Source organism: Acidovorax sp. FHTAMBA, from assembly GCF_038958875.1.
Lineage (GTDB): Bacteria > Pseudomonadota > Gammaproteobacteria > Burkholderiales > Burkholderiaceae_C > Acidovorax.
Window position 1 is genome coordinate 1,211,116 of the sequence record NZ_CP152407.1, and the last position, 26,634, is coordinate 1,237,749.

The 26,634-nt window shown below is 58.8% G+C and carries 21 protein-coding genes; 17 read left to right on the forward strand and 4 right to left on the reverse strand.

The features are described 5' to 3' along the window. Positions 1 to 114 precede the first annotated feature (114 nt). From AAFF19_RS05585 to AAFF19_RS05600, 4 genes are all read left to right on the forward strand, one after another. Positions 115 to 2,268, forward strand: coding sequence for a cytochrome c biogenesis protein ResB (locus tag AAFF19_RS05585; RefSeq protein WP_182118196.1), 2,154 nt, complete (start codon positions 115 to 117; stop codon positions 2,266 to 2,268). Further along, positions 2,265 to 3,617 (forward strand): c-type cytochrome biogenesis protein CcsB, encoded by a 1,353-nt coding sequence (gene ccsB, locus AAFF19_RS05590; protein ID WP_008905222.1) that lies wholly within the window; start codon positions 2,265 to 2,267, stop codon positions 3,615 to 3,617. The genes AAFF19_RS05585 and ccsB overlap by 4 nt, the downstream gene beginning before the upstream one ends. Positions 3,618 to 3,759: 142 nt before the next feature. After that, positions 3,760 to 4,764 (forward strand): protein-methionine-sulfoxide reductase catalytic subunit MsrP, encoded by a 1,005-nt coding sequence (gene msrP / locus AAFF19_RS05595; protein WP_182118197.1) that lies wholly within the window; start codon positions 3,760 to 3,762, stop codon positions 4,762 to 4,764. A 66-nt stretch (positions 4,765 to 4,830) separates the two neighbouring features. Further along, positions 4,831 to 5,460: a protein-methionine-sulfoxide reductase heme-binding subunit MsrQ gene (locus tag AAFF19_RS05600; protein WP_008905220.1), complete on the forward strand. Its 630-nt coding sequence runs from the start codon at positions 4,831 to 4,833 to the stop codon at positions 5,458 to 5,460. Between the two features lie 78 nt (positions 5,461 to 5,538). On the opposite strand, the gene AAFF19_RS05605 is transcribed toward AAFF19_RS05600, so the two are convergent. Together AAFF19_RS05605 and AAFF19_RS05610 are read right to left on the reverse strand one after the other, a co-directional pair. Then, entirely contained in the window at positions 5,539 to 6,366 is an 828-nt protein-coding gene (locus AAFF19_RS05605) for an MBL fold metallo-hydrolase (RefSeq protein ID WP_034694384.1), read from the reverse strand. 121 nt (positions 6,367 to 6,487) lie between these two features. Next, the gene (locus tag AAFF19_RS05610) at positions 6,488 to 6,700 is read right to left on the reverse strand and encodes a lipoprotein (RefSeq protein ID WP_034694280.1); all 213 of its coding nucleotides are present in this window, start codon (positions 6,698 to 6,700) and stop codon (positions 6,488 to 6,490) included. 12 nt (positions 6,701 to 6,712) lie between these two features. Here AAFF19_RS05610 and cyaY point away from each other — a divergent pair, with 12 nt between their 5' ends. Then, complete coding sequence (gene cyaY / locus AAFF19_RS05615; RefSeq protein WP_008905218.1) at positions 6,713 to 7,042, forward strand: iron donor protein CyaY; 330 nt, start codon at positions 6,713 to 6,715, stop codon at positions 7,040 to 7,042. Between the two features lie 51 nt (positions 7,043 to 7,093). Here cyaY and AAFF19_RS05620 read toward each other — a convergent pair whose 3' ends face one another. Next, positions 7,094 to 9,487: a penicillin-binding protein 1A gene (locus tag AAFF19_RS05620; RefSeq protein WP_342721473.1), complete on the reverse strand. Its 2,394-nt coding sequence runs from the start codon at positions 9,485 to 9,487 to the stop codon at positions 7,094 to 7,096. 265 nt (positions 9,488 to 9,752) lie between these two features. Between AAFF19_RS05620 and AAFF19_RS05625 the strand changes: the two genes are divergently transcribed. The 10 genes from AAFF19_RS05625 (at position 9,753) to AAFF19_RS05670 (ending at position 20,500) form a co-directional block, all read left to right on the forward strand. After that, positions 9,753 to 10,832: a pilus assembly protein PilM gene (locus AAFF19_RS05625; protein WP_008905216.1), complete on the forward strand. Its 1,080-nt coding sequence runs from the start codon at positions 9,753 to 9,755 to the stop codon at positions 10,830 to 10,832. Continuing rightward, complete coding sequence (locus AAFF19_RS05630; protein ID WP_034694275.1) at positions 10,829 to 11,437, forward strand: PilN domain-containing protein; 609 nt, start codon at positions 10,829 to 10,831, stop codon at positions 11,435 to 11,437. The genes AAFF19_RS05625 and AAFF19_RS05630 overlap by 4 nt, the downstream gene beginning before the upstream one ends. A 2-nt stretch (positions 11,438 to 11,439) precedes the next feature. Beyond that, positions 11,440 to 12,123, forward strand: a complete 684-nt coding sequence (locus AAFF19_RS05635; protein ID WP_342721474.1) for a type 4a pilus biogenesis protein PilO — start codon at positions 11,440 to 11,442, stop codon at positions 12,121 to 12,123. Then, positions 12,120 to 12,662 (forward strand): pilus assembly protein PilP, encoded by a 543-nt coding sequence (locus tag AAFF19_RS05640; RefSeq protein ID WP_342721475.1) that lies wholly within the window; start codon positions 12,120 to 12,122, stop codon positions 12,660 to 12,662. Before AAFF19_RS05635 ends, AAFF19_RS05640 begins: the two co-directional genes overlap by 4 nt. After that, a complete protein-coding gene (locus AAFF19_RS05645) occupies positions 12,659 to 14,794 on the forward strand; it encodes a type IV pilus secretin PilQ (protein ID WP_342721476.1) in 2,136 nt (711 codons plus the stop codon). Before AAFF19_RS05640 ends, AAFF19_RS05645 begins: the two co-directional genes overlap by 4 nt. A gap of 21 nt (positions 14,795 to 14,815) precedes the next feature. Further along, complete coding sequence (locus AAFF19_RS05650; RefSeq protein ID WP_182118204.1) at positions 14,816 to 16,324, forward strand: putative Ig domain-containing protein; 1,509 nt, start codon at positions 14,816 to 14,818, stop codon at positions 16,322 to 16,324. 195 nt (positions 16,325 to 16,519) lie between these two features. Next, complete coding sequence (aroB, locus tag AAFF19_RS05655) at positions 16,520 to 17,623, forward strand: 3-dehydroquinate synthase (protein ID WP_182118205.1); 1,104 nt, start codon at positions 16,520 to 16,522, stop codon at positions 17,621 to 17,623. A 75-nt stretch (positions 17,624 to 17,698) separates the two neighbouring features. Beyond that, positions 17,699 to 18,871, forward strand: coding sequence for a deoxyguanosinetriphosphate triphosphohydrolase (locus AAFF19_RS05660; protein ID WP_342721477.1), 1,173 nt, complete (start codon positions 17,699 to 17,701; stop codon positions 18,869 to 18,871). A gap of 73 nt (positions 18,872 to 18,944) precedes the next feature. Beyond that, complete coding sequence (locus AAFF19_RS05665) at positions 18,945 to 19,580, forward strand: DUF1415 domain-containing protein (protein WP_050813847.1); 636 nt, start codon at positions 18,945 to 18,947, stop codon at positions 19,578 to 19,580. Then, on the forward strand, positions 19,580 to 20,500 hold the full coding sequence (locus AAFF19_RS05670) for an SAM-dependent methyltransferase (protein ID WP_342721478.1): 921 nt from the start codon (positions 19,580 to 19,582) through the stop codon (positions 20,498 to 20,500). Before AAFF19_RS05665 ends, AAFF19_RS05670 begins: the two co-directional genes overlap by 1 nt. A 31-nt stretch (positions 20,501 to 20,531) precedes the next feature. On the opposite strand, the gene AAFF19_RS05675 is transcribed toward AAFF19_RS05670, so the two are convergent. Further along, complete coding sequence (locus tag AAFF19_RS05675) at positions 20,532 to 20,867, reverse strand: BON domain-containing protein (RefSeq protein ID WP_342721479.1); 336 nt, start codon at positions 20,865 to 20,867, stop codon at positions 20,532 to 20,534. Between the two features lie 152 nt (positions 20,868 to 21,019). Here AAFF19_RS05675 and AAFF19_RS05680 point away from each other — a divergent pair, with 152 nt between their 5' ends. Beyond that, positions 21,020 to 21,712 (forward strand): transposase, encoded by a 693-nt coding sequence (locus AAFF19_RS05680; protein ID WP_342721480.1) that lies wholly within the window; start codon positions 21,020 to 21,022, stop codon positions 21,710 to 21,712. Positions 21,713 to 21,892: 180 nt separating this feature from the next. Further along, entirely contained in the window at positions 21,893 to 26,626 is a 4,734-nt protein-coding gene (locus AAFF19_RS05685; RefSeq protein ID WP_182118209.1) for a glutamate synthase-related protein, read from the forward strand. The last annotated feature ends 8 nt before the right edge of the window (positions 26,627 to 26,634 follow it).

Sequence of the window (26,634 nt, forward strand, 5' to 3'; positions counted from 1 at the left end):
GCCCGTGAGGCGGGCCGCATGGAACCTACCGCCAATAACAAACCCAAAACGGGCGGGCCCATCGCACAGATGGTCCCGCCCTTTTTTTTTCGTGCTCCGCTGCCGACCTCATCCATGTCCGACAACACCCAAGGCCTTCGTGTCCAGTCTGGTTCCCAGGCGTGGCGCGCCGCGATCGAACTGCTGTCGTCGATGCGGTTTGCCATTTCGCTGCTGACGGTCATCTGCATCGCCTCGGTCATTGGTACGGTGCTCAAGCAGCACGAACCTGCCGTCAATTACGTCAACCAGTTTGGCCCCTTCTGGGCCGAACTGTTCGCCGCCATCCAGCTCAATGCGGTGTACAGCGCCTGGTGGTTTTTGCTGATTCTGGCGTTCCTGGTGATCAGCACCTCGCTGTGCATTGCCCGCAACACCCCCAAGATCCTGGTCGACCTCAAGGCCTATAAGGAAAACATCCGCGAGCAGAGTCTCAAGGCGTTCCACCACAAGGCCGAGGCCGAACTGCCCCTGAGCGCTGAGGCCGAGGCGCGCCGCATCGGCACGATGATGGCGGGTGGCGGCTGGAAGGTGCGCCTGCAGCAGCGGGACACCGCGGCCGGCCCCGGCACCGGCTGGATGGTGGCGGCCAAGGCGGGCGCAGCCAACAAGCTCGGTTACATCGCGGCCCACAGCGCCATCGTGCTGGTGTGCGTGGGCGGACTGCTGGATGGCGATCTCATCGTGCGTGCGCAGATGCTGCTCGGTGGCAAGTCCGTTTACACCGGCGGCGGGCTGATTGCCGATGTGAAGCCCGAACACCGCCTGTCCGAACGCAACCCCACCTTCCGCGGCAACCTGCTGGTGGCCGAGGGCACTCAGTCCAGCACCGCCATCCTCAACCAGTCCGACGGTGTGCTGCTGCAGGACCTGCCGTTTGCGATCGAGCTCAAGAAATTCATCGTCGAGCACTACTCCACCGGCATGCCCAAGCTCTTTGCCAGCGAGATCGTCATCCACGACAAGGCCACCGGCGAGAAGACGCCTGCCCGCGTGGAAGTGAACCACCCGGCCAGCTACAAAGGCATCGAGATCTACCAGTCGAGCTTTGACGATGGCGGCTCGCACCTCAAGCTGCGCGGCGTGCCCATGGTGCCGGGGGCCAGATTCATCGATGTGGAAGGCGTGGTGGGCAACTCGACCCAGCTCACCAATAACGGCGGTGGGCCGGGCAGCGATACGCTGACGCTGGAGTTCACGGCGCTGCGCACCATCAATGTGGAGAACTTTGCAGACGCAGGCACCAGCAGTTCCGGCGCAGACGTGCGCAAGGTGGACCTGCGCCAGTCCGTCGAGTCGCGCCTGGGGGCGGCCAACAAGACGGTCACCAAAAAGGAACTCCGCAACGTGGGCCCCAGCGTGAGCTATAAGCTGCGCGACGCGGCCGGCCAGGCGCGCGAGTTTCACAACTACATGCTGCCGGTCGACACGGGCGACGGCGTGCCCGTGTTTTTGCTCGGCGTGCGGGAGACGCCTTCCGAGCCGTTTCGCTACCTGCGCGTGCCTGCGGATGACAAAGGCAGCATGGACGGCTTTCTGGGCATGAAGGCCCTGCTGGCCGATCCCGCGTCGCGCGAAGCGGCCGTGCGCCGCTATGTCTCGCAGGCGATCGAGCCGTCGCGGCCCGACCTGGCCGAGCAGTTGCAGCAGTCTGCATCGCGTGCGCTGGCCCTGTTCGCGGGCCAGGGCATGGTGGATGGCAAGCCGACTGGCGGGCTGCAGGCGGTGTCTGATTTCATGGAGGCCAACGTGCCCGAGGCCGAACGTGAGCGTGCTGGCGAGGTGCTGGTGCGCATTCTGAACGGCACCCTGTTCGAGGTAGCCCAGCTCTCGCGCCAGCGTGCGGGGCTGCCACCTTTGCCGCAGGACGACCAGACCCAGGGTTTCATGACCCAGGCCGTGCTGTCGCTCAGCGACGCTCAGATTTACCCCGCGCCGCTGGCGTTCGAGCTCAAGGATTTCACGCAGGTGCAGGCCAGCGTGTTCCAGGTGGCACGTGCCCCTGGCAGAAACATTGTTTATCTGGGCTGCGCCTTGCTCATCCTGGGCATTTTCGCGATGCTCTATGTGCGCGAGCGGCGCGTCTGGGTCTGGCTCGCGCCGCAGGAGGGCCGCACGCACGCCACCATGGCGCTTTCCACCAACCGCAAGACCATGGACGGCGACCAGGAGTTTGTAGAGCTCGCACGGAAATTGATCGGGGCAGCGCCCCGCGAAGGCAAAGCATGAACACCGCCACTACCACGTCAACCACCCCCACCACCATCACGCTGAACGAGGGTTTTTTTGCCCGGCGCAACTGGTTCGACTGGCTGTTTGCGGCCATCGTGGTGGTGGGCGGGCTGTATGCGCTGCAGCGCTACGGCAGCTTCATGGATGTGTATGAAAAGGGCATTCTGCTCGGCACCATTCCCTGCACCATCTGGCTTTGCTGGTTCTGGCGCCCGTTGCGGGCCCTGCTGCTCATCGTGGCGGCCGCGGCGCTGCTGGCCATCGGTCTGTACCAGCAGGACGGTGCGGGCAGCCTTGCGCGGGCCGACACGGTGTTCGGCCTCAAGTACTTTTTGTCAAGCCAGTCCGCCATTCTGTGGATGAGCATGCTGTTCTTCATGAGCACCGCGTTCTACTGGATCGGCATGTTTTCTCGTGGCGAAGGCCGCACCATGAGCCTGATCGGTTCCCGCATTGCCTGGGTGGCGGTGGCCATGGCGCTCATCGGCACGCTGGTGCGCTGGTACGAGAGTTACCTCATCGGCCCGGACATCGGCCACATCCCGGTGAGCAACCTGTATGAGGTTTTCGTGATGTTCTGCTGGATGACGGCAGCCTTCTACCTGTATTACGAACAGCAGTACGACACGCGTGCGCTGGGTGGGTTTGTGATGCTGGTGGTCAGCGCGGCCGTGGGTTTTCTGCTGTGGTACACCGTGGTGCGCGAGGCCCACGAGATTCAGCCGCTGGTACCGGCCCTGAAAAGCTGGTGGATGAAGCTGCACGTGCCCGCCAATTTCATCGGTTATGGCACCTTTGCCCTGGCTGCGATGGTGGCGTTTGCCTACCTCGTCAAGCAGCAGGCGTCCGAGACGCGCTGGTACAAGCTCGCCCCGCTGTGGTTGCTGGGCGTGGTGCTGTGTTTCGAGCCCATCGTCTTCCGCCAGGGCGCAAGCGATGGCGGCAGCAGCTACTGGATGGTGTATTTCGGCATCTCCGCGCTGATCGTGGCGGGCATCCTGATGGGACGCAAGCGCATTGGCGAGCGGCTGCCGTCCTTCGAGGTTCTGGACGATGTGATGTACAAGTCCATCGCGGTGGGGTTTGCGTTCTTCACCATCGCCACGGTGCTCGGTGCGCTGTGGGCCGCCGAAGCCTGGGGTGGCTACTGGAGCTGGGACCCCAAGGAAACCTGGGCGCTGATTGTCTGGCTCAACTATGCGGCCTGGCTGCACATGCGCCTGATGAAGGGCCTGCGTGGCACGGTCTCGGCGTGGTGGGCGCTGGTGGGTCTGGCGGTTACCACTTTTGCCTTCCTGGGTGTCAACATGTTCCTGAGTGGACTGCACAGCTACGGCACGCTCTGAGCCCGCAACCCTGCCGCGGATGATCAGCCGCAGGTCAGCAACTATTGCGTCTTCGGTGTAACCTGAAGAGTCTATGGAACGAACTCACAGTTGTACTTCTCTACCGCTGCAGCTGTTTCAACCAGAATGACCGGAGCCACCCATGCTGATCCCATCGCGCGATTCGGGTTTCAACCACCCACACTCCTCTGAAATCACGCCGCGTGCGGTCTACGAAGACCGCCGCCAGATGCTCAGGCTGATGGCAGGCGGTGCGGCGGGTGCCGCCATGGCGGCATGGGCTGGGCGCGAGGCACTTGCGCAGCAGGCGGCGGTGCCGCGGCCCGGCAAGCTGGCGGCGCTGCCGGGGGCGAAATCTGGGGTGGCTGGCGCGATGTCGATGGAGAAGCTCACCGACTACAAGGACGCGAGCACCTACAACAATTTCTACGAGTTTGGCACTGACAAGGCCGACCCCGCCCGCAACGCGCACACGCTCAAGACCACGCCATGGACGGTGGAGGTTGAGGGCCTGGTCAAGAAGCCTGGCAAATACGGCATCGAAGACCTGATCAAGCTCAGCGCGCAGGAGGAACGTATCTACCGCCTGCGCTGTGTGGAGGGCTGGTCCATGGTCATCCCCTGGGTAGGCTACTCGCTGGCCGAGCTGATCAGGCGCGTGGAACCCCAGGGCAGCGCCAAATACGTCGAATTTGTGACGCTGGCCGACAAGGCCACCATGCCCTACGTGGGCTCGCGCGTGCTGGACTGGCCCTACGTGGAAGGTCTGCGCATGGACGAAGCCATGCACCCGCTGACCTTGCTGGCCTTTGGCATGTATGGCGAGGTGCTGCCCAACCAGAACGGCGCGCCCGTGCGCCTGGTGGTGCCGTGGAAGTACGGCTTCAAAAGCGCCAAGAGCATCGTCAAGATCCGTTTTGTCGAAAAAGAGCCCGGCACGGCGTGGAACAAGGCGGCACGGCAGGAGTACGGCTTTTACTCCAACGTGAACCCCGAGGTGGACCACCCCCGCTGGAGCCAGGCCACCGAGCGACGCATCGGTGAGGACGGCCTGTTTGCCAAGAAGCGCAAGACACTGATATTCAACGGATATGAAGCCCAGGTGGGGCAACTTTACGCCGGCATGGACCTCAAGAAGTTCTACTGAGCGGTGTCGGCGCCCCCGGCTGCGCGCACTCCCGCGCCGAACTGGGTGTGAAGCAACCCAATCGCCATGCGAAAAATCCTGCTCCATCCGGCGGCCAAACCGCTGGTCTTTGTGTTGTGTCTGCTGCCGCTGGCGTGGCTGGTATATGCCGCGTTGTTCAACGCCTTGGGCGCCAATCCCGCAGAGGCATTGATCCGCGCGACGGGCGACTGGACGTTGCGTGCCCTGTGTCTGGTGCTGGCCGTTACGCCGTTGCGCGTGCTGACGGCCACACCACAACTGGCGCGCTTTCGGCGCATGCTGGGCCTGTTCGTTTTCTTTTACGGCCTGCTCCACTTGCTGAGCTACGCATGGTTCGACATGGGGTTGGTGGTTGCCGACATCGTGCGCGACATCATCAAACGCCCCTTCATACTGGTGGGCTCGCTGGCGCTGCTGCTGCTGGGGGTGCTTGCCGCGACCTCATTCAACCGCGCCATCAAGGCCATGGGGGGCAAACGCTGGCAGGCGCTGCACCGCAGTGTGTATGCGGTGGCTGGCCTGGCGCTGCTGCATTTCTTCTGGATGCGTGCCGGCAAGAACGATTTTGAGGAAGTGGCTGTGTATGCCGCCATCCTCGGCGCCCTGCTGGGCTGGCGCGCATGGCAGCGGCTTCGCCGTCTGCCGGTGCTTGCAGCGCGTTCCGCGTCCCAGTGACTGCAATCAGAACTGCTATTAAAATAATAGCTGTTAGCGCTTGATGGGTAAGCGCTGGGGCCTGTTCTGATGCTTATTTCAGGCGTTGACTGCGCGCAGGGCGGGACGCATCTGGCGCGTGACGGGGTCAATGTGGGCCGTCGGCACCTGGTAGGCCCGGTCGTCGAAAAGATCAATGCCGCACATCAGGTTCTCGATCCACGCAAAAAAGTCCTGGATGGCCTGCTTGCCCATGATCGGCGCTCCGTGCTGCGGTACCAGCATGGAAATGTCCAGCTGTCGCGCCATCCGCACCCAAAGGCGCAGGATCTTGTTGGAAACCATGTAGCGCCGGTGAAAACCCTCCATGCGCGGGATGTGGGCCTTCAGGTCCGTTACGGGCACGCGGGCTTCGGCGCCCGACATCATGGACACCCCCAGATCACCGGTGAAGAGAATGCGGCTCACGGGGTCATAAAAATGGAAGTTTCCTTCCGAATGCATGAAGTGTGCGGGCAGCAGCACCAGCTCATGGCGGCCCAGGGGCAGGTGGCCGCCGCTGTCAGGCACGCCGATGACCCGGTTTTCCGTCTTGCCCACCTTGGTGAAATGGGGGGCGAAACGCTCCCACACGCGGGAGATGACGAGGTCTGCCTTGGTGCTGGTCATCCAGCGGTCCAGCGAGGCGATGATGTCCGGATCCGCGTGTGACGCGATCAGGTACGACAGCTTGTGCGGCGGGAAATGCTTGGTCATTCCCATGAACAGTTCGTTGAAGGCAAGGTTGCCGCCGGGATCGATGATCGCGCCCGTGTCGTCGTCCACAATCAGGAACTGGTTGGCCTGTACGGCCAGACCGTCTTCTTCGATGAGATCAGTGAACATCAGACAAGCGTGATTCTTGTCTCGGTAGAGTTCCAGGGCCATGGCCATCCTGCAGAGCAATAAAGCAGTGACTCTACGATTGCCCTTGCGTTTTCTGCTTGATAGAAATCAAGCGAGTGGTGTTTGGTGCAGCTGCTGGCCCGATGCAGCCCACCGCAACGTGTCAGCGTGCCACCGAAGCAGCCGTGGCGGATGCCGGTGCAGGAGCGTCGGCGGTTTTGGCGCCCGGTGTCAGGGTCTGCGGCAGTGTGGCGCGCTGTGCGGCCTCTGGGCCTGCCGGCAAATACAAAGGCCCCCGTTGACCGCAACCGTTAAATGCCGCCGCGCTGGCAGCAAGGACAACCGTCCTGACTAGAATTTGGGGAGCTTTCAACATGCGCAAATTGTAATGACCGACCTCGAATTCATGGATCACGCAGAAAAACTGCTTTTGGCCGTCGAACGCAGTTGCGATCGCATCAACGACGCAACCGATGCCGACGTGGATGCCCAGCGTTCCGGGGGCATGGTGACGTTGACGTTTCCCAACCGCAGCCAGATCGTGATCAATCTGCAAAAGCCGCTGCACGAGGTCTGGATGGCCGCGCGGTCCGGCGGGTATCACTACCGCTTTGACGGACAGCAGTGGCAGGACACCAAAGGCGCCGGGGAGTTCTTTGATTGCCTCAGCCGCGATGCCACAGTTCAGGCGGGCATACCCCTGCAGTTTGTTGCCTGAGTGGGGGCGGGGCGAGCGGCCAAGTGCGCAGAGCGCCACCCGCTACAGCGCTTAATTTCTGAACAGATCGAGAATGCGGCTTCTCTCTTCCGGCGGCGGTGGTGCGGAGGGTGATACGGCCGCAGGGGCCGAGCGGTCGTCCAGGCCCAGACTGGAAACCCCGCTGTTGCGGGCGTATTCCTCATAGAACCATTCGCCACCTACATTGACCACCCCGGCCGGCACAGTGGGCTCACTCACCGGTACGCCCTTGAGGGCGCGCTCCATGAAGTGGATCCACACCGGCAGGCTAAGGCCGCCACCGGTTTCGCGGCTGCCCAGGTTGCGGGGCGTGTCATAGCCAATCCAGGTCACCGCCGCGATGGTGGACTGGTATCCGGCAAACCACGCATCCACCGAATCGTTGGTGGTTCCGGTCTTGCCATGCAGGTCCGGCCGCTTCAATGTGGCCTGCGCGCGCGCAGCAGTGCCTGAGCGGGTCACCTCCTGCAGCAGACTGTTCATGACGAAGGCGTTGCGGGCATCAATGGCGCGCGGTTGTTCGCTGAGCACAGGTGGCGTGATCTCCGAGATCACACGTCCTTTGTGATCGGTCACCTTGGCAATCAGCCAGGGGTTGACGCGGTAGCCTCCATTGGCAAACACCGAATAGCCGGTGGCAAGCTGCAGTGGCGTGACCGATCCGGCGCCCAGCGCCATCGTGAGGAACGGGGGGTGTTTGTCGGCGTCGAAGCCAAACTTGGAGACCCACTGCTGGCCGGTCTTGGGGCCTACGGCCTGCAAGATGCGGATCGAGATCATGTTCTTCGACTTCGCCAGCCCCGTGCGCATGCTCATGGGCCCGTCGTATTTGCCGTCATAGTTTTTGGGTTCCCAGGGCTGCCCCCCGGTGACGCCAGCGTCGAAAAACAGAGGCGCATCGTTGACAACCGTCGCAGGGGTAAAGCCTTTTTCCAGGGCCGCGGAGTAGATGAACGGCTTGAAGCTGGATCCCGGCTGGCGCCATGCCTGCGAAGCGTGGTTGAACTTGTTCTTGTCAAAGTCAAAGCCACCCACCAAGGCCCGGATGGCGCCGGTGCGTGGATCGAGCGCCACAAATGCCCCTTCGACCTCGGGGAGCTGCGTGATCTCCCAGGTATTCTTGGGCGTCTTGACCACACGGATCACCGCACCGCGTCGAATCTTGATATTGGGGGGCGCCTTGTCACTCAGGCCCGACTGAGCAGGTTTGAGCCCGTCACCGGTGATCTCGAGCGTGTCACCATTGGCACGGGCGGCGACGATCTTGCGCGGCGTCGCTTCCAGGACGACGGCTGAGAGTACGTCTCCGTTGTCGGGGTGGTTGGCCAGGGCATCGTCAATGGCGTCTTCAACCTCCTGGGGAGTGGAGGGCAGGGTCACGAACTTTTCCGGACCGCGGTACTGTTGTCGACGCTCGTAATCCATGATGCCCTTGCGCAGCGCCACGTACGCGACCTCTTGTTCCGCCGCGTTGAGGGTCGTGTATACGTTCAGGCCTCGGGTGTACGCCTCATTGCCATACTGGGCGAAAATCAGCTGGCGTGCCATCTCGGCAACGTACTCGGCATGGACTCGGGCGTTGTCTGGCCCGGTACGGATCTTGAGTTCCTCGTCCTTGGCCTGTGCCGCCTGGGCAGCGGTGATGAATCCGTTTTCCTCCATGCGTTCGATGATGTGAAGCTGCCGTGCGCGCGCGCGCTTGGGGTTGCTGATCGGGTTGTAGGCGGAAGGTGCCTTCGGAAGGCCCGCGAGCATCGCCGCCTCGGCGACGGTGACAGATTTGAGCGGCTTGCCGAAATAAGTTTCGGATGCTGCAGAAAAACCGTAAGCACGGTTACCCAGAAAAATCTGGTTCATATAAATCTCGAGAATCTGGTCTTTTGTCAGCAGATGCTCAAGCTTGAATGTCAGTAAGACTTCGTAAATTTTGCGAGTAAATGTTTTTTCGGATGAGAGATACACATTCCGCGCAACTTGCATCGTGATCGTCGAAGCACCCTGGCTTTTGACTCTCCCCAGGTTGGCGAGTCCTGCGCGAATGACGCCCTTGTAGTCCACGCCTCCGTGTTGAAAGAACCTCGCGTCCTCAATGGCCAGGACGGCGTCTTTCATGACTTTCGGGATCTCACCGATGGGGGTGAGGTTGCGTCGCTCCTCGCCAAATTCCCCCAGCATCGCTCCCTCGGACGAGTAGATTCGCAAGGGCAGCTTGGGACGATAGTCCGCCAGATCAGAGATGTCCGGCAGGTTGGGGTAGGCAACTGACAGGGCAAGAGCCACAGCCAAGGCCAGCGCAACCGCTGCCGCAGCCGTGATGCCCGTCAACCAAAGAACTGCGCGCCCGAGCCAGAACAGCCAATTGCGGCGTGGTGATGCAGGTGTTGATCCCCGCTGATCGGAAGGCTTGGGTGAAGAGGGCGGCATATCGCTCCGGAGTAAGACCGCTCATTATAAAAATCTCTCGATGCGGCGACCGGAAAATCGCTCGGCTTGCGGACGGGAGGGACCCGAACGGTCTTCCAAAGCCATCAAACGGTGCCACAGACACCCTAAAAATCGTCTGCTTTTGGCAACGCTCCACAACTGTTACGCGGGGAAAAATCTTTGCCGGAGAACTATCTTACTGATAGCATTCATGTGAAGTGTTAAGTTTTGTTGCCTCATTTTGGCAAGTTACAGGGGACCAATCTTGAGCTCAATGGGGTCTTTGTTCAGTCGCCAGTCTCCGCCGCTGCTGGGAATCGACATCAGCTCTTCCAGCGTGAAGCTGGTGGAGCTCGGGCGCGATAAGGCAGGCAGCTTGGTGTTGGAGCGTTGTGCGATCGAACCGCTGGAACGTGGTTGGATCACGGACGGCAACATCGAAAAATTCGACGAAGTCGCCGATGCCCTGCGCCGCGTCGTTAAGAAAAGCGGCACGCGTACCAAAAACGTTGCCTTGGCATTGCCTCCGTCAGCAGTCATCACCAAGAAGATCACGCTGCCCGGCGGCATGACGGAGCAGGAGCTGGAGGTTCAGGTTGAATCCGAAGCAAACCAATATATCCCGTTTTCCCTTGATGAAGTGAGTCTGGATTTTTGTGTCATTGGGCCCAGCAAAAACGCGCCCGGTGACGTGGAAGTTTTGATAGCTGCGTCCCGGCGCGAAAAGGTTCAGGATCGCCAAGGGCTTGCTGAGGCAGCAGGCCTGAAGCCGGTGGTTGTAGACATCGAATCTCATGCATCACGCTTGGCTGCCGGGCGTCTTATAGAAGCGCTGCCAAAGAAGGGCGTCGACGCGATGGTTGCTCTCTTTGAAGTGGGAGCTTTGACTACCAGCATGCAAGTCATCCGGAATGACGAAGTGCTGTATGACCGGGATCAGGCTTTTGGCGGCGCCCAGCTGACGCAACTGATCGTCCGACAATACGGCTTCTCCGTTGAAGAAGCTGAGAGCAAAAAAAGAAACGGCGACCTGCCGGAAGATTATCAGTCCGCCGTTCTCCGTCCTTTTGTCGACAGTATGGCCCAGGAAATCGGTCGTGCATTGCAGTTCTTCTTCACAAGCACCCCTCACAACCGTGTTGATCACGTCATGCTGGCGGGTGGATCGGCACCATTACCTGGCCTCACGGAGGCCGTAACCCAGCAAACCGGCTTTGCATGTAGCGCGGTCAATCCCTTTGATGGGATGGAAATCGGAAGTTCCGTGCGGTTGAAGAAAATGGTACGTGAGGCTCCTTCGTATCTGACGTCGTGCGGCTTGGCCATGCGGAGGTTCCTGCAGTGATACTCATCAACTTACTCCCCCATCGGGAAGCGGCGCGAAAACGTCGCAAAGAGGCTTTTCAGGCAACGATGTTCGCATCGTTCCTTGTGGGCTTGGCGATTGCTGGTGCGGTTTATTGGTGGTTTCAAATGATGATTACCAATCAACAGGAGCGTAATGCGTTTCTGCAGAGCGAGATAAAAGTACTGGAGGGGCAAATCAAGGAAATCGCCACCATTGAAGATGAAATTGCCGCCTTGCGCGCGCGACAAAAAGCTGTGGAGGACCTGCAGTCCGATCGAAATCTTCCTGTCCACTTGTTGAATGAACTTGTGCGGCAGATTCCTGAAGGTGCATATGTAACCAGCATCAAACAGACGGAGCAAGTTATCGCGATGCAAGGCGTCGCTCAATCTAACGAGCGCGTGTCTGAGATGCTCCGGAATCTTACTGACAATACCCCATGGTTGTCGAAACCCGAATTGGTAGAGATTGTTGCGAGCAACATCGCACTCACGCCGAGAGATCAGCGTCGAGTCTCGACCTTTAATCTGCGTTTTCGTTTGATGAGAACCGCCGAAGCGCAGAAAAGTATGGGTGCGGCAAGCGTTGCGACTGGAAATTGAACATGGCAAAAAAATCAAAAAATAGCATTGATTTCGCTGTCGTTCAGGAAAATATTTCCAGGCAGTTTCGGAATCTTGACACTAAAGACCCGTCCTTGTGGCCAATTGCGCCAAAAGTTCTGCTCTGTGTTTTTATTGCAGTCGGCGTTGCTGCGGGGTTGTGGTTCGCAAAGATTAACGAGTATGAGGTGGAGTTTCAGGCTGAGGTGGCAAAAGAACAAACTCTCCGACAAGATTATCAAACTAAACTTGTTAAAGCGGTAAGTTTGGAGGCTCTGAAACGACAGCGGGAGCAAGTGCAGCAGTATGTTATACAGCTCGAGAAACAGTTGCCGAGTAAAGCCGAGATGGCTGCGCTTCTTTCCGACATTAACCAGGCAGGGCTTGGCCGCAGCTTGCAATTCGAGCTGTTTCGACCCGGGCAGGTTGTCGTTAAAGAATACTACGCTGAGCTTCCTATTCAGATACGTGTTACCGGAAAATACCACGATATGGGTTCGTTTGCGTCCGATATCGCTCATCTGTCGCGAATTGTAACGCTTAACAACATATCGATCGCTCCTCCCCAGGCTAAGGATAAGGACGGCTCAACATTGACGATGGAGGCAACTGCCCGTACGTTCAGGTATTTGGATCCGGAAGAGATACAAGCCCAGAAGCAAGTGACGCGGGGGGGCAAGAAATGAAGCGTATGCAACTGTTTTTAGCATTTTTTATGTCGATTCTTGTTGTCGGATGCGGTTCCACTGGAGACGACGAATTGCGCCAATGGATGTCGGATTTGCGCGCCACGACCAAGCCACGTGTGACCCCTTTATCTGAGCCAAAGCAGTTTTTACCGCAAACTTACTCTATGGAGTCAGGTGTAGAGCCGTTTAATTCTGTCAAGTTGACGCAGGCACTCAGGCGTGAGACTAACCAATCGGCCTCGAATGCTGCGTTGATTGCTCCGGAAATGGCTCGACGAAAAGAGCCGCTGGAAGCGTATCCGTTGGATGTCATGGCAATGGTCGGTAGCCTGGACAAAAAGGGTGTTCCAACAGCGTTGCTGAGAGTGGATAAGTTGCTGTATCAAGTCCGCGTGGGAAATTACGTTGGACAAAATTACGGGAAAATCGTGAAGATCACCGAAAACTCGATTCAGTTGCGTGAAATTGTCCAGGATGCGACTGGCGATTGGATTGAACGTGCTGCGGCGCTGGATTTGCAAGAGGGCAGTAAATGAAATATTTCAAAATCGACTTGACCAAAATTTATAGAATCGCGACCGGGTTCTCGATTGCAATTTTGGTGCCTATTTCCGGCTACACGCAGACGCTCATTCAGTCAGTGGCAGGGAGTATGCAAAATGGTGTGGACGTTGTTCGCATCGATTTCTCTGAACCGCTGGCTGCGTTGCCCACTGGATTCTCGATTCAATCACCTCCGCGAATCGCACTTGATTTTCCGAGCGCCTCCAATGCATCGGGGAGGAATGTCTTCGACGTCAACCAAGGTAATGTGAAAACAGTGAGTGTTGTGCAAGCAGGTGATCGCTCGCGTGTTGTGCTCAACTTGAAGCAAGCCACGTCGTACCAAGCAGAAATTCAGGGTAAGTCTCTGTTTATTTCTCTGGGAGTGGCTTCTTCCGCAACTCCGGTAGTTCAATCGGCTCAGGCTTCGGTATTTGCTGACTCTGCAAGCGTAGACGCTCAGACGCTCAAAGATGTTGATTTCAGGCGCGGAGCTGATGGTTCTGGAAGGGTAGTGGTATCGTTACCTTCAAGCCAAGTGGGTGTTGATATACGCCAGCAAGGTAAAGGCTTGGTGGTGGATTTTCTGCGATCGAGCCTGCCAGAGGGGTTGCGACGTCGTCTCGATGTGGGAGATTTTGGAACTCCGGTACAGGCGATTACTACAATCCAGCAGGGTGACAGGGTCCGAATGACCATTGAGCCAATTGGTGAGTGGGAACACAGTGCATACCAAAGCGATAGCCAGTTTGTGGTAGAAGTGCGGCAAAAAAAGGTTGACCTGAACAAGCTAACCCAAGGCCCTGGATACAGTGGTGAAAAGCTGTCGCTTAATTTTCAAAATATCGAAGTTCGCTCTTTGCTTCAGGTGATTGCAGATTTTACAGATTTCAATATCGTAACGTCTGATACTGTTACCGGTTCATTGACGCTGCGTCTCAAAGATGTACCGTGGGACCAAGCGCTTCAAATTATTATGGACGCCAAGGGGCTTGGCATGCGCAAGTCGGGAAGCGTTCTGTGGATTGCGCCCAAAGATGAGATTGATGATCGGGTCAAGAAGGACTATGAAGCTGCGTTGTCAATCCAGAAATTAGAGCCATTGAGAACGCAGGCATTTCAGATGAATTACGCCAAAGCTGTAGATATGGTGGCGCAGCTGACGGCTTCTAGCGGCGGATCAGGAACATCGAACCGCTTCCTTTCTGAGAGAGGAAGTGCGATTGCAGAACCGCGAACTAACCAGTTGTTTGTAACGGATACGGCCAGCAAACTAGAAGAAGTACGGCAGTTGCTATCGACCCTCGATGTAGCGGTTCGTCAAGTGATGATTGAGGCCAGGATCGTCGAGGCTTCTGATACTTTCGGCCGGTCTCTTGGAGTGCGCTTGGGAGGAACTGATCTAAGAGCTAGTAGGGGTGGAACTGGCGGATACAATATTGGCGGTGGCAATAGCGTCGCGTTCGGAACAAGTTACAGCAACGCTGTCGCGTCGTCAGGTGCGGGTGGTGCAACTAATACGCTCGGAAGCTTCGTGAATTTGCCTGCACAAGCGCAGGGTGGTTTTGATCCTGCGAGCTTTGCGATTTCCATATTCAATTCCGCAGCTAACAGATTCTTGAATCTTGAAATTTCGGCAATGGAAGCTGACGGCAAAGGGAAGATCGTGTCTAGCCCCCGCGTTGTGACTGCTGATCAAACCAAGGCTTCCATTGAACAAGGGACGGAGTTCCCCTATCCGGTGACGGCACCTAATGGAGGCACGGTCATCGCTTTTAAGAAAGCCGTTCTGAAGCTTGAAGTGTTGCCACAAATTACACCTGAAGGCAACATTATTTTGGATCTTGATGTGAATAAGGACAGTCCAGGTGAGATTCTGCAGAATGTGCGTGCCATCAATACAAAGCATATCAAGACGCAGGTTTTGGTTGAGAATGGCGGAACCGTCGTAATTGGTGGCATATTTGAATTGTTCGAGGATAACGCAGAGGCCAAGGTTCCTTTCTTGGGTGATATCCCTGCGGTGGGAAATTTGTTCAAAACTAAAACAAAACAAATGAATAAGCAGGAAATGCTTATTTTTATTACGCCAAAAGTTCTTACCGAGCGTTCGGCAGTGCGTTAAATTAGCTAATAGGGAGTGATCATGGTCAAGCGGTCAAATATTTTTTTCATGACGATAGCGGTCGTGCTTTCTGCATGCGGTGGTGGTGGAGGGAGTCCTGGTGAAACGAATGAGCATTACAGTATCAATCTCCGCGCAGAAAAAAATCAGTTGCCATTGAACATCGCTGGAGCTGCACCCGGACTTGGGGCTTACAGGCCGTATACCACGACACTCTATGTGGAGGCTCGCAAGGGTAATCTGCCTATTCCAGGTGGGGAGGATATCTTTGCTTGTAATGTGGCCGGCGGTTTGGATTCGGGTGCGTTATATTATTTGGATGGAAAAGACGAGCATGAAACTGAAGTGGATGATGGTAACGGTGGGAAGGTCAAGATCCCAAATGCCTATCGAAATATTACGTTAGGTGCCAACGCCGGAGGGAATTCGTTTCATTTTCATGCAGGTGATCAAGCGGGAAATGCTCGCATCACGTGCTCTGTTCAAGACCCTCGCGACAATCGACAGAAAGCTGCAAGCGTAGAAATTACCGTAGGGGCGGCGACTGGTAAACCCGCAAGTGTACGCTTAGCGGCGCAACGTGATGATATTCTGGGAACTAGGTCAAATCCAAATGGTATTCTGAGCCAGATGGCCATTCAGGCATTCGTCATGGACGATGCCAACCAGCCAACCGGCAGTACATCAGGGTCGAATGTACAAGTTCGGATTCTTGCCGGTACAGACGCCGCTCGAGGAGCTCGCTTAGTGGCTGGCAGCCAGAGTGGTAGCGTACTGCAATTGCCTTCAATTGGCGGGGTTGCGCTCTTCTCGCTGTTGAGTGGCACTGAGACTGGGACGATTTTCTTGGAGATGTTGGCGGATCGGTCGGATAACAACGTGAGCAACGGTATCGCCGATCCGATGAATGCGATTCTTCCTGTGCAAGTAATGGCGGCACGCACGATCGCTCCTTCAATCGAGAGTGTGAATCTCGGAGACGTTACCAAGGGCGTTCCATTTACTGCTTACTTGGAGGCCAAAAATGGTTTGCCGCCTTTCACATGGTCGGCTGTAGGACTTCCTCCCGGTTTGACTGTGGATGCAAGCACGGGGATCTTGAGTGGGACAGTAAGCCTGGATGCTGCGGAACGTGAATACCGAGCCACTGTGACAGCGACGGATAAGAATAAAATATCTGCAACGGCTACTATAACCCTCAACGTTGTGGGCGGCCTATCAGAAGATTTTTCTATTGGGGACTGCAATGGGAATACAGTCTGCTCGCTGGGGTCTGCAGCGGTGGGAGTCAACTTCGCGTATTCTTTCGTGACGTCAACAAGCGGAGTCACGTGGGAGTTTGCTGGGCTGCCTGGATGGTTGAGCAGTGCAACAACTGGCACGGCAGGTGTCCTTAACGGTGTACCAAGTGGCGGTGATTGTGGCAATCATGAATTTGCAGTCACGGCGAAGAAGGGGGGCACTTCTATAACGCGGAGATTCCAAATCACTGTAGTTGCCGGTGTGGGTCCCGCTAACGCCTGTTCCTAGAAGTTGAGCCATTGCCCGGTACTTAGATGTGCCGCGGCTGGGCTTCATGTGCTGGTCTTTCTATCCCCGGCTCGTCCGGGGATTTTTTATTCTTGTACGATTGACTTATCGGATAGTAAGAAACGACTGCCCTTGAAGTTCATAGATCGCCATGAAGGGGATCGTCATCACATTCTGAAAGCGTAGAGATATCCAATGTCCGAGTTTTACGAACAGGTTGCTATTGACCTTGGCGAACGTGGTTATCGCATAGTTATTGGCGACGGACTGCTGATGAGCGCCAATGCTTTTGAAAGTTCGCCTTCCGCTAGAACCGCCGTCATTGTGAGTAATCCCCAAGTTGCCTCTATGTATGGCGTCGCCTTACGTGCGGCTTTGTTAGGCCGGTTCATGCAGATTCATGAAGTGCAACTTCCCGATGGGGAAGCTCACAAAAACTGGCAAACGCTCAACCTGATTTTCGATGCCTTACTGCAGAATAACTGCGACCGCAAAACCGTCCTCTTCGCCCTCGGCGGCGGTGTCATCGGCGACATGACCGGCTTTGCCGCTGCCTGCTACATGCGCGGCGTACCTTTCGTGCAGGTGCCCACCACGCTGCTCGCCCAGGTGGACTCCTCCGTCGGCGGCAAGACCGCCATCAACCACCCTATGGGCAAGAACATGGTCGGCGCGTTCTACCAGCCGCAGCTGGTGGTGTGCGATCTGGATGTGCTCGATACGCTGCCGCTGCGTGAGTTGAGTGCGGGGCTGGCTGAAGTCATCAAGTACGGGCCGATTTACGACATGGCCTTTTTCGATTGGCTGGAGCAGAACATCGATGCCCTGATGGCGCGCGACCGTGCGGCGCTGGCCCATGCGGTGCGCCGCAGCTGCGAGATCAAGGCCTGGGTGGTGGGGCAGGACGAGCGTGAGTCCGGCCTGCGGGCCATTCTCAACTTTGGCCACACCTTCGGCCATGCGATCGAGGCGGGCATGGGCTATGGCGCCTGGCTGCACGGCGAGGGTGTGGGCGCAGGCATGGTGATGGCGGCTGAACTTTCGTTCAGACTGGGTTTGGTGGACGCCAGTTTTGTAAGCCGCCTCAAGCGGCTCATTGAGCGGGCTGGCCTCCCGACGCGGGGCCCGGTGCTGGACGCGGCGGACAATGCGGGCCGGTACCTGGAGCTCATGCGTGTGGATAAAAAATCCGAAGCTGGCGAAATACGCTTTGTTGTGATTGACGGCCCAGGCAAGGCTGCGGTGCGCTCGGCGCCAGATAGTCTGGTACGTGAAGTAATAGACGCCTGCTGTGCATAGGGCCCACATTAATACTGTGGATTGCTATTATATTTATAGCTATTTGCGCTTGCTGGATAAGCGCTAGCGGCTGTTTTGACTCATATATCTGAACTTGCAGCGTTTGCCTGTGACCCTGGCGCTACGCGGGGTCGCCGCCATGCGGAAACGCCGGCTCCTACGCGCACGGAATACCAGCGGGACCGGGACCGTATCGTGCATTCGACGGCGTTCAGGCGGCTGGTCTACAAGACTCAAGTGTTTCTGAATCACGAGGGCGACCTGTTTCGGACGCGGCTGACCCACTCGCTGGAGGTCGCCCAGCTCGGCCGCTCCATCGCCCGGTCATTGCGGATCAATGAGGACCTCGTCGAGGCTATCTCGCTGGCACACGACCTGGGCCACACACCGTTCGGGCACGCCGGGCAGGACGCACTGAATGCCTGTATGGCAGGGTATGGAGGCTTCGAGCACAACCTGCAGAGCCTGCGCGTGGTGGACAAACTGGAAGAGCGCTACCCGCAGTACGACGGGCTGAATCTGACCTTTGAGACGCGGGAAGGTATCCTGAAGCACTGTTCCAGGGCAACCGCGCAGCAATTGGAACTGGACGAACCGGGTGGAGTAGGGGCCAGATTCTTGCGACGGGAGCAACCCAGTCTGGAGGCGCAGTTGTGCAATCTGGCGGACGAAATTGCGTACAACGCGCACGATATTGATGACGGGGTTCGCTCAGGGCTGATCACGTTGGAGCAGTTGCGCGACGTGGAGCTTTTCGATCGCTACAGGGTCATGGCGCAGGCGGAATTTCCGGAGCTCGGAGAGCCCCGGCTGCACAGGCGCCTGCTGTATGAGGCCATCCGGCGCATGCTCAGTGCGCAGGTGTATGACGTGATTGATGCCACGCGACTAGCATTGGATGAGCTGGCGCCCCTTGACGCTCAGGCCGTGCGCGAGGCGCCTACATTGGTGAAATTTGGCGACGCGATGCGCACCGGGTCGCAGGAGCTGAAGCAGTTTCTTTTCAAAAACCTGTACCGGCACCCTCGCGTGATGGAAACCACCACGCGCGCACAAGAGGTGGTGCGTGACCTGTTTGCGGTGTACACCTCCGACCCGCATGAAATGAAGGCAACTATCACCGATCACGCATTGTCGAGTGAAGCGCCAGTGCGCGCGCGCGCGGTTGCGGACTTCATCGCGGGCATGACGGACCGGTTTGCAACGCGTGAGCACGAGCGCCTGACAGGGCGCCGACTGTTCGAGTGAGCTTGCGGCTGGGGTGGCATGGCCTCCCCGGTAAAATTTGCCACATCTGCCAGCGCGCGCACGCGCCCCATCCATGACTCATTGCTCTCCTTCGAACGGTTCGCCACCTGCACCACATTCTGCCGACTTGATCATTCGCGACACGGTGCATTGGTTGGAACGGGCGGTGATTGGCCTCAACCTGTGTCCGTTCGCCAAGGGTGTTCATGTCAAGAACCAGATCCACTATGCAGTTGCTTTCACCGAGTGTGTGAAGGAGCTGCGGGACCTTCTGCGGGCAGAGCTGCTGGCACTGGTGGCAATGCCGGTTGAAACCCGGGAAACCACGTTGTTGATTCTGGCCAACTGCCTCGATGATTTTCTGGACTTCAATGATTTTTTGGCCGAGGCCGATGCGCTGCTGGAAGAGCTGGGCCTTGACGGCACGCTGCAGATTGCCAGTTTTCATCCGAAGTACCAATTTGCTGGTACGCATCCGGACGATGTGACCAACTGCACTAACCGCTCCCCTTACCCCACGTTGCATTTGCTGCGGGAGGAGAGCATTGACCGTGCAGTAGAGGTGTTCCCCGAGGCTGAGTTGATTTTCGAGCGGAACGTGGCGACGCTGCAGGCTCTGGGTGTGCAGGGCTGGAGCGACCTGCAGGTGGGGGCGCAGTCCGGTCCATCCGGGCTCGAAGCCCGGGCCGAGAGAAAAGAGGTGCGGTGATGGCAAAGCGCACCGACTCCGGGCAGGTTCTTTCACATTTGCAAGCAGCGCATCCAAAAAAAGTCCCTGCTCGCGGGGGCCACGAAGAACTTTCTGAACTGCGGCCTGGGCAGTCGGTCGAGCTGCTCAAGGAGTTGCACATCCTCACCCGCGAAGGGCGGCTGAACCAGGACTCGCGCCGCAAGCTCAAGCAGGTATACCACCTGTTCAACTTCATAGAGCCGCTGCTTGCCGAGCTTGCCGTCACAAACCACCATCCCACGCTGGCGGACCATGGGGCCGGCAAGTCGTATCTCGGCTTCATTTTGTACGACCTGTATTTCAAGGCATTGGGACGCGGGCACATTTACGGAGTGGAGACGCGCGCGAATCTGGTGGAAAAATCCAGGATGCTGGCGCAAAAACTGGGGTTCGAGCGTATGTCGTTCCTGAATGTTTCTGTGGCGGAATCCGCCGAAGTCGCAGAACTCCCCGGTCAAATCGATGTTGTGACAGCACTGCATGCCTGCGACACAGCCACCGATGATGCCATCGCATTCGGGCTGGAGAAAAAGGCCCGGGCCATGGTGCTGGTGCCGTGTTGTCAGGCGGAAATGGCGGCTTGCCTGCGGCAGGGAAAGGCGTTGCAGTTGTCACGCACGCCGTTGGCCGAATTGTGGCGCCACCCGCTGCACACCCGTGAACTGGGCAGTCAGGTCACCAATGTGTTGCGCTGTCTCTATCTGGAGGCCAACGGCTACCAGGTCACGGTGACTGAGTTGGTAGGGTGGGAGCACAGCATGAAGAACGAGCTCATCATTGCCCGCTACACCGGCCAGAACAAGCGCAGCGCTGCCAGTCGATTGCAGGCCATCCTGGCCGAGTTTGGTCTGCAAGAGGCGCTGGCACACCGCTTCGCCCGCGCCGCCGCTCCTGTTTAAGACGCTTCTGGAGCCGGCCTGGTGGTGAGCTTCAGTTCGACAGCATGTTGTTGATCACCTGGCGGACTCCGTAGGTTCGACGTGCAATGTCGTTGGCCAGCAGCCGTTCTTGCGGATTGTTGGCGTCGCCGCGCAGTTCTGCAACGCCGTCTACGACGTTGACCGTAATGTTGGCGCGCCCACTGATTCGCACATCCGCCATGATGGCAGCCTTGACGCGGGCAGCAGTATCTGCGTCGCGTGCCGCAGCACGGTGCGAATCCCGGGTCATCTGGTTGTAATAACCGTCTGGGCCCCCGCCACCGCAGGCGGTCAGGGTTGCAGCGATGGCAAGTGCTCCGATGAGGAGGTATGGGGAAATGTTCATATGAGTCCTCTGTGGGGTTGTATGGACTGTGCGGATGTCTTTGTGTGCGAAGGCAAATTGTGCCGCCAAACTCTGTTGACAAGTGGATCGACCGCAGCCATCAATAATCTGGCACAGATCTCTCCACCATAAACCAAAAAGACTCACTGCCAATGGCCCGTCTCCCGCGCCTGAACCTGCCCGGTCATCTTCACCACGTCATCCAGCGCGGAAACAACCGCCAGCGCATCTTTGTAGATAGCGAAGACTTTGAAATGATGCTTTCGTTGTTGGCAGAAAACGCGCAGAAATATGGCGTGGCGGTTCATGCCTATGTGCTGATGGACAACCATTTCCATCTGCTGGTAACACCCGCTAGTGGTACTGCCTTGCCGCAGTTCATGCAGTCCGTAGGACGCCGATATGTGCAGTATTTCAACCGGCGCCATGGCCGTACGGGCACGTTGTGGGAAGGGCGCTACCGCTCCACGGTGCTGCAGCCAGAACGGTACTTGCTGGCATGCATGGCTTATCTTGATCTCAATCCGGTTCGGGCGGGGCACGTGGTGCAAGCCTCTGACTATCCGTGGTCAAGCCACGCCCACTGGCTGGGGCTGCGCCATGAGCGGTTGCTCACACCGCATGCCCTTTATTGGGCGCTGGGCAACACACCCTTTGCTCGCGAGGCGGCATACGCCGCTTTGGTACAGGCGGGCATCGGCTCGCAGGACCAGGCGGATCTCACCACCTCCGCTCTGAGTGGCTGGGCTCTGGGCGAGCCAGGGTTTTTGCAAGCCCTGCAACAACACACACCGCGACGCATTAACCGCAGCCAGGCGGGTAGGCCCCCACTGAAAACCAACTAAACCGACGTCAGATGAATGCCGCTGTTGCGGGTAATGCTATCAAATTTGATATGTCCCCAAATATATGCAATACGCAAAATGGACCTTACGATATTGGACCTGACCCCAATTAATTTGCTTGCCAAGGCATGTTGCAATGCACTAATCTCCGACTCCCTGCGAAAAATATAGGAGTGCGCCATGACCACGGCTGCCGAGATCCAGCATCTGCAACAACACGGTTTGTATTCATCGGGTAACGAACACGACGCCTGCGGCCTCGGGTTTGTGGCCCATATCAAGGGCATCAAGCGCCACGACATCGTGACGCAGGCCCTGAAGATCCTGGAGAACATCGACCACCGTGGTGCGGTGGGTGCCGACCCGCTGATGGGCGACGGCGCCGGCATCCTGATCCAGATCCCTGACGCGCTGTACCGCGAAGAGATGGCCAAGCAGGGCGTGACCCTTCCGGCGGCGGGCGAATATGGCGTCGGCATGATCTTCTTGCCCAAGGAGCATGCCTCCCGCCTGGCCTGCGAGCAGGAGATGGAGCGCGCCATCAAGGCCGAAGGCCAGGTACTGCTGGGCTGGCGCGATGTGCCGGTGAACGTGGACATGCCCATGTCCCCCACCGTGCGCAAGAAGGAGCCCATCCTGCGCCAGGTGTTTATTGGCCGTGGCAACGACGTGATCGTGCAGGATGCGCTGGAGCGCAAGCTGTACGTGATCCGCAAGACGGCCAGCGCCAACATCCAGGCGCTCAAGCTCAAGCACAGCAAGGAATACTACGTTCCGTCCATGTCCAGCCGCACCGTGGTCTACAAGGGCCTGCTGCTGGCCGACCAGGTGGGCGTGTACTACAAAGACCTGTCCGACGAGCGCTGCGTCTCGGCCATCGGTCTGGTGCACCAGCGTTTCTCCACCAACACCTTCCCCGAGTGGCCGCTGGCCCACCCCTACCGCTATGTGGCGCACAACGGTGAAATCAACACCGTCAAGGGCAACTACAACTGGATGAAGGCGCGCGAAGGCGTAATGGCCTCGCCCGTGCTGGCCGCCGACCTGCAAAAGCTCTACCCCATCAGCTTTGCCGACCAATCCGACACCGCCACGTTCGACAACTGCCTCGAACTGTTGACCATGGCCGGCTATCCCATCAGCCAGGCCGTGATGATGATGATCCCGGAACCCTGGGAGCAGCACACCACCATGGACGAGCGCCGCCGCGCCTTCTATGAATACCACGCTGCCATGCTGGAGCCCTGGGATGGCCCAGCTTCCATCGTGTTCACCGATGGCCGCCAGATCGGCGCCACGCTGGACCGCAACGGCCTGCGTCCTTCGCGCTACTGCATCACCGACGACGACCTGGTGATCATGGGTTCCGAATCGGGCGTGCTGCCCGTGCCCGAGAACAAGATTGTGCGCAAGTGGCGTCTGCAGCCCGGCAAGATGTTTCTAATCGACCTGGAACAGGGCCGCATGATCGACGACGATGAGCTGAAAGCGAACGTCGTCAACACCAAGCCCTACAAGCAGTGGATCGAGAACCTGCGCATCAAGCTCGACAGCATCGAAGCCGGTGCCGAGGCAGTCGCGCCACAAACGGCTGACCTGCCGCTGCTGGATCGCCAGCAGGCCTTCGGCTACACCCAGGAAGACATCAAGTTCCTGATGGCCCCCATGGCCAAGAATGGCGAAGAAGGCATTGGCTCCATGGGCAACGACAGTCCGCTGGCCGTGCTCTCGGGCAAGAACAAGCCGCTGTACAACTACTTCAAGCAGCTGTTCGCCCAGGTGACCAACCCGCCGATCGACCCGATCCGCGAGGCCATCGTGATGTCGCTCAACAGCTTCATCGGCCCCAAGCCCAACCTGCTGGACATCAACCAGGTCAACCCGCCGATGCGGCTCGAAGTGAGCCAGCCCGTGCTCGACTTTGCCGGCATGGCCAAGCTGCGCGACATCGAACGCCACACCAACGGCAAGTTCAAGAGCGCCACCATCGACATCACCTACCCGCTGAGCTGGGGCCGTGAAGGCGTGGAAGCCAAGCTGGCGTCGCTGTGCGCGCAGGCCGTGGACGCGATCAAGGGCGGCGCCAACATCCTGATCATCAGCGACCGCGCCGTGAGCGCGACACAAGTGGCCATCCCCGCGCTGCTGGCACTGTCTGCCATCCACCAGCATCTGGTGGTTGCGGGTCTGCGCACCACGGCCGGTTTGGTGGTTGAGACAGGTACTGCCCGCGAAGTGCACCACTTCGCCGTGCTGGCCGGTTACGGCGCCGAGGCCGTGCATCCCTTCCTGGCCATGGAAACCCTGGCCGACATGCACAAGGACCTGGGCGGTGACCTGTCGGCCGACAAGGCGATCTACAACTACGTCAAGGCCATCGGAAAGGGCCTGTCGAAGATCATGTCCAAGATGGGCGTGAGCACCTACATGAGCTACTGCGGCGCCCAGCTGTTCGAGGCCATCGGCCTGAACACGGAAACCGTGGGCAAGTACTTTACCGGCACCGCCAGCCGTGTGGAAGGCATCGGCGTGTTCGAGATCGCCGAAGAAGCCATCCGCATGCACAAGGCCGCGTTTGGCGACGACCCCGTGCTCGAAACCATGCTGGACGCCGGTGGCGAGTACGCCTGGCGCGCCCGTGGTGAAGACCACATGTGGACACCTGACGCGATTGCCAAGCTGCAGCACAGCACGCGCGCCAACAACTGGAACACGTACAAGGAATACGCACAGATCATCAACGACCAGAGCAAGCGCCACATGACGCTGCGCGGCCTGTTCGAGTTCAAGATCGATCCGTCCAAGGCGATCTCGATTGATGAGGTCGAACCTGCCAAGGAAATCGTCAAGCGCTTTGCCACGGGCGCCATGTCGTTGGGTTCCATCTCCACCGAGGCGCATGCCACGCTGGCCGTGGCCATGAACCGCATTGGCGGCAAGAGCAACACCGGCGAAGGCGGCGAAGACGCCGCCCGCTACCGCAACGAACTCAAGGGAATCCCGATCAAGAAGGGCGACACCTTGAAGAGCGTGATCGGCACCGAGAACGTCGAAGTCGACCTGCCGCTGCAAGATGGTGACTCGCTGCGCTCGCGCATCAAGCAGGTGGCCTCGGGCCGCTTCGGTGTCACGGCCGAATACCTGTCGTCGGCCGACCAGATCCAGATCAAGATGGCCCAGGGCGCCAAGCCCGGCGAAGGCGGCCAGCTGCCCGGCGGCAAGGTGTCCAACTACATCGGAAAGCTGCGCCACAGCGTGCCCGGCGTGGGTCTGATTTCGCCCCCACCGCACCATGACATCTATTCGATCGAAGACCTGGCCCAGCTGATCCACGACCTGAAGAACGTGGCACCGCACGCCGGCATCAGCGTCAAGCTGGTGTCCGAAGTGGGCGTGGGCACCATTGCAGCCGGCGTGGCCAAGTGCAAGAGCGACCATGTGGTGATCGCCGGGCATGACGGCGGCACGGGCGCATCGCCCTGGTCGTCCATCAAGCACGCGGGCGGTCCTTGGGAAATCGGCCTGGCCGAAACCCAGCAGACCCTGGTGCTGAACCGCCTGCGCGGCCGCATCCGCGTGCAGGCCGACGGCCAGATGAAGACCGGCCGAGACGTCGCCATCGGCGCGCTGCTGGGCGCCGACGAGTTCGGCTTTGCCACCGCGCCGCTGGTGGTCGAGGGCTGCATCATGATGCGCAAGTGCCACCTGAACACCTGCCCGGTGGGCGTGGCCACGCAAGACCCCGAGCTGCGCAAGAAGTTCTCCGGCAAGCCCGAACACGTGGTGAACTACTTTTTCTTCATCGCCGAAGAAGTGCGCCAGATCATGGCCCAGCTGGGCATCAAGAAGTTCGACGACTTGATTGGCCGCACCGACCTGCTCGACACGCGCCAGGGCCTGGAACACTGGAAGGCCCGCGGCCTGGACTTCAGCCGTCTGTTTGCCCAGCCCAACGTACCCGCCGATGTGCCGCGCTTCCATGTGGATGTGCAGGACCACAACATCGAGCACACGCTGGACCGCAAGCTCATCGAGCGCAGCAAGCCCGCCATTGAAAAGGGCGAGCGCGTGCAGTTCATCGAGGTGGCGCGCAACGTGAACCGCTCGGTCGGCGCCATGCTGTCGGGCGCGGTGACCCGGGTGCATCCCGAGGGCCTGCCGGACGACACCATCCGCATCCAGCTGGAAGGCACGGGCGGTCAGTCGTTCGGCGCGTTCCTCACACGCGGCATCACGCTGTACTTGATTGGCGACGCCAACGACTACACGGGCAAGGGCCTGTCGGGTGGCCGCGTCATCGTGCGCCCCAGCATTGACTTCCGCGGCGACGCCGTGCGCAACACCATCGTGGGCAACACGGTGATGTATGGCGCGACGACGGGCGAGGCCTTCTTCAGCGGCGTGGCAGGTGAGCGCTTTGCCGTTCGCCTGTCGGGTGCCACGGCGGTCGTTGAAGGCACGGGCGACCATGGCTGCGAATACATGACTGGCGGTACCGTGGTGGTGATCGGCAAGACCGGCCGCAACTTTGCGGCGGGCATGAGCGGCGGCGTGGCCTATGTGTACGACGAAGACGGCCAGTTCGACACCCGCTGCAACATGTCCATGGTGACGCTGGAGCGCATCCTTTCTTCTACGGAGCAGGAAGCCACGGTGCCCCGCGCCATCTGGCACAACGGCCAGACCGATGAAGCGCAGCTCAAGAAGCTGCTGGAAGACCACAACCGCTGGACAGGCAGCAAGCGCGCGCGCGAGTTGCTGGACAACTGGGCAGCATCACGCAGCAAGTTCGTCAAGGTCTTCCCGACCGAGTACAAGCGTGCGTTGGCTGAAATTTATGAACGAAAAGTGCTGGAGGAGTCCGCTACACCAGCGGTAGCTGCTACCAAAAAAGAAGTGGCTCCCGCCAAGTAAGGCGACGC

What these genes read in the sequence shown, in the direction of transcription:
- AAFF19_RS05585 (WP_182118196.1), top strand. Translation starts at nt 115, where the DNA reads ATGTCCGACAACACCCAAGGCCTTCGTGTCCAGTCTGGTTCCCAGGCG.
- ccsB (WP_008905222.1), top strand. Translation starts at nt 2,265, where the DNA reads ATGAACACCGCCACTACCACGTCAACCACCCCCACCACCATCACGCTG.
- msrP (WP_182118197.1), top strand. Translation starts at nt 3,760, where the DNA reads ATGCTGATCCCATCGCGCGATTCGGGTTTCAACCACCCACACTCCTCT.
- AAFF19_RS05600 (WP_008905220.1), top strand. Translation starts at nt 4,831, where the DNA reads ATGCGAAAAATCCTGCTCCATCCGGCGGCCAAACCGCTGGTCTTTGTG.
- AAFF19_RS05605 (WP_034694384.1), bottom strand. Translation starts at nt 6,366, where the DNA reads ATGGCCCTGGAACTCTACCGAGACAAGAATCACGCTTGTCTGATGTTC.
- AAFF19_RS05610 (WP_034694280.1), bottom strand. Translation starts at nt 6,700, where the DNA reads ATGTTGAAAGCTCCCCAAATTCTAGTCAGGACGGTTGTCCTTGCTGCC.
- cyaY (WP_008905218.1), top strand. Translation starts at nt 6,713, where the DNA reads ATGACCGACCTCGAATTCATGGATCACGCAGAAAAACTGCTTTTGGCC.
- AAFF19_RS05620 (WP_342721473.1), bottom strand. Translation starts at nt 9,487, where the DNA reads ATGCCGCCCTCTTCACCCAAGCCTTCCGATCAGCGGGGATCAACACCT.
- AAFF19_RS05635 (WP_342721474.1), top strand. Translation starts at nt 11,440, where the DNA reads ATGGCAAAAAAATCAAAAAATAGCATTGATTTCGCTGTCGTTCAGGAA.
- AAFF19_RS05640 (WP_342721475.1), top strand. Translation starts at nt 12,120, where the DNA reads ATGAAGCGTATGCAACTGTTTTTAGCATTTTTTATGTCGATTCTTGTT.
- AAFF19_RS05645 (WP_342721476.1), top strand. Translation starts at nt 12,659, where the DNA reads ATGAAATATTTCAAAATCGACTTGACCAAAATTTATAGAATCGCGACC.
- AAFF19_RS05650 (WP_182118204.1), top strand. Translation starts at nt 14,816, where the DNA reads ATGGTCAAGCGGTCAAATATTTTTTTCATGACGATAGCGGTCGTGCTT.
- aroB (WP_182118205.1), top strand. Translation starts at nt 16,520, where the DNA reads ATGTCCGAGTTTTACGAACAGGTTGCTATTGACCTTGGCGAACGTGGT.
- AAFF19_RS05665 (WP_050813847.1), top strand. Translation starts at nt 18,945, where the DNA reads ATGACTCATTGCTCTCCTTCGAACGGTTCGCCACCTGCACCACATTCT.
- AAFF19_RS05670 (WP_342721478.1), top strand. Translation starts at nt 19,580, where the DNA reads ATGGCAAAGCGCACCGACTCCGGGCAGGTTCTTTCACATTTGCAAGCA.
- AAFF19_RS05675 (WP_342721479.1), bottom strand. Translation starts at nt 20,867, where the DNA reads ATGAACATTTCCCCATACCTCCTCATCGGAGCACTTGCCATCGCTGCA.
- AAFF19_RS05680 (WP_342721480.1), top strand. Translation starts at nt 21,020, where the DNA reads ATGGCCCGTCTCCCGCGCCTGAACCTGCCCGGTCATCTTCACCACGTC.
- AAFF19_RS05685 (WP_182118209.1), top strand. Translation starts at nt 21,893, where the DNA reads ATGACCACGGCTGCCGAGATCCAGCATCTGCAACAACACGGTTTGTAT.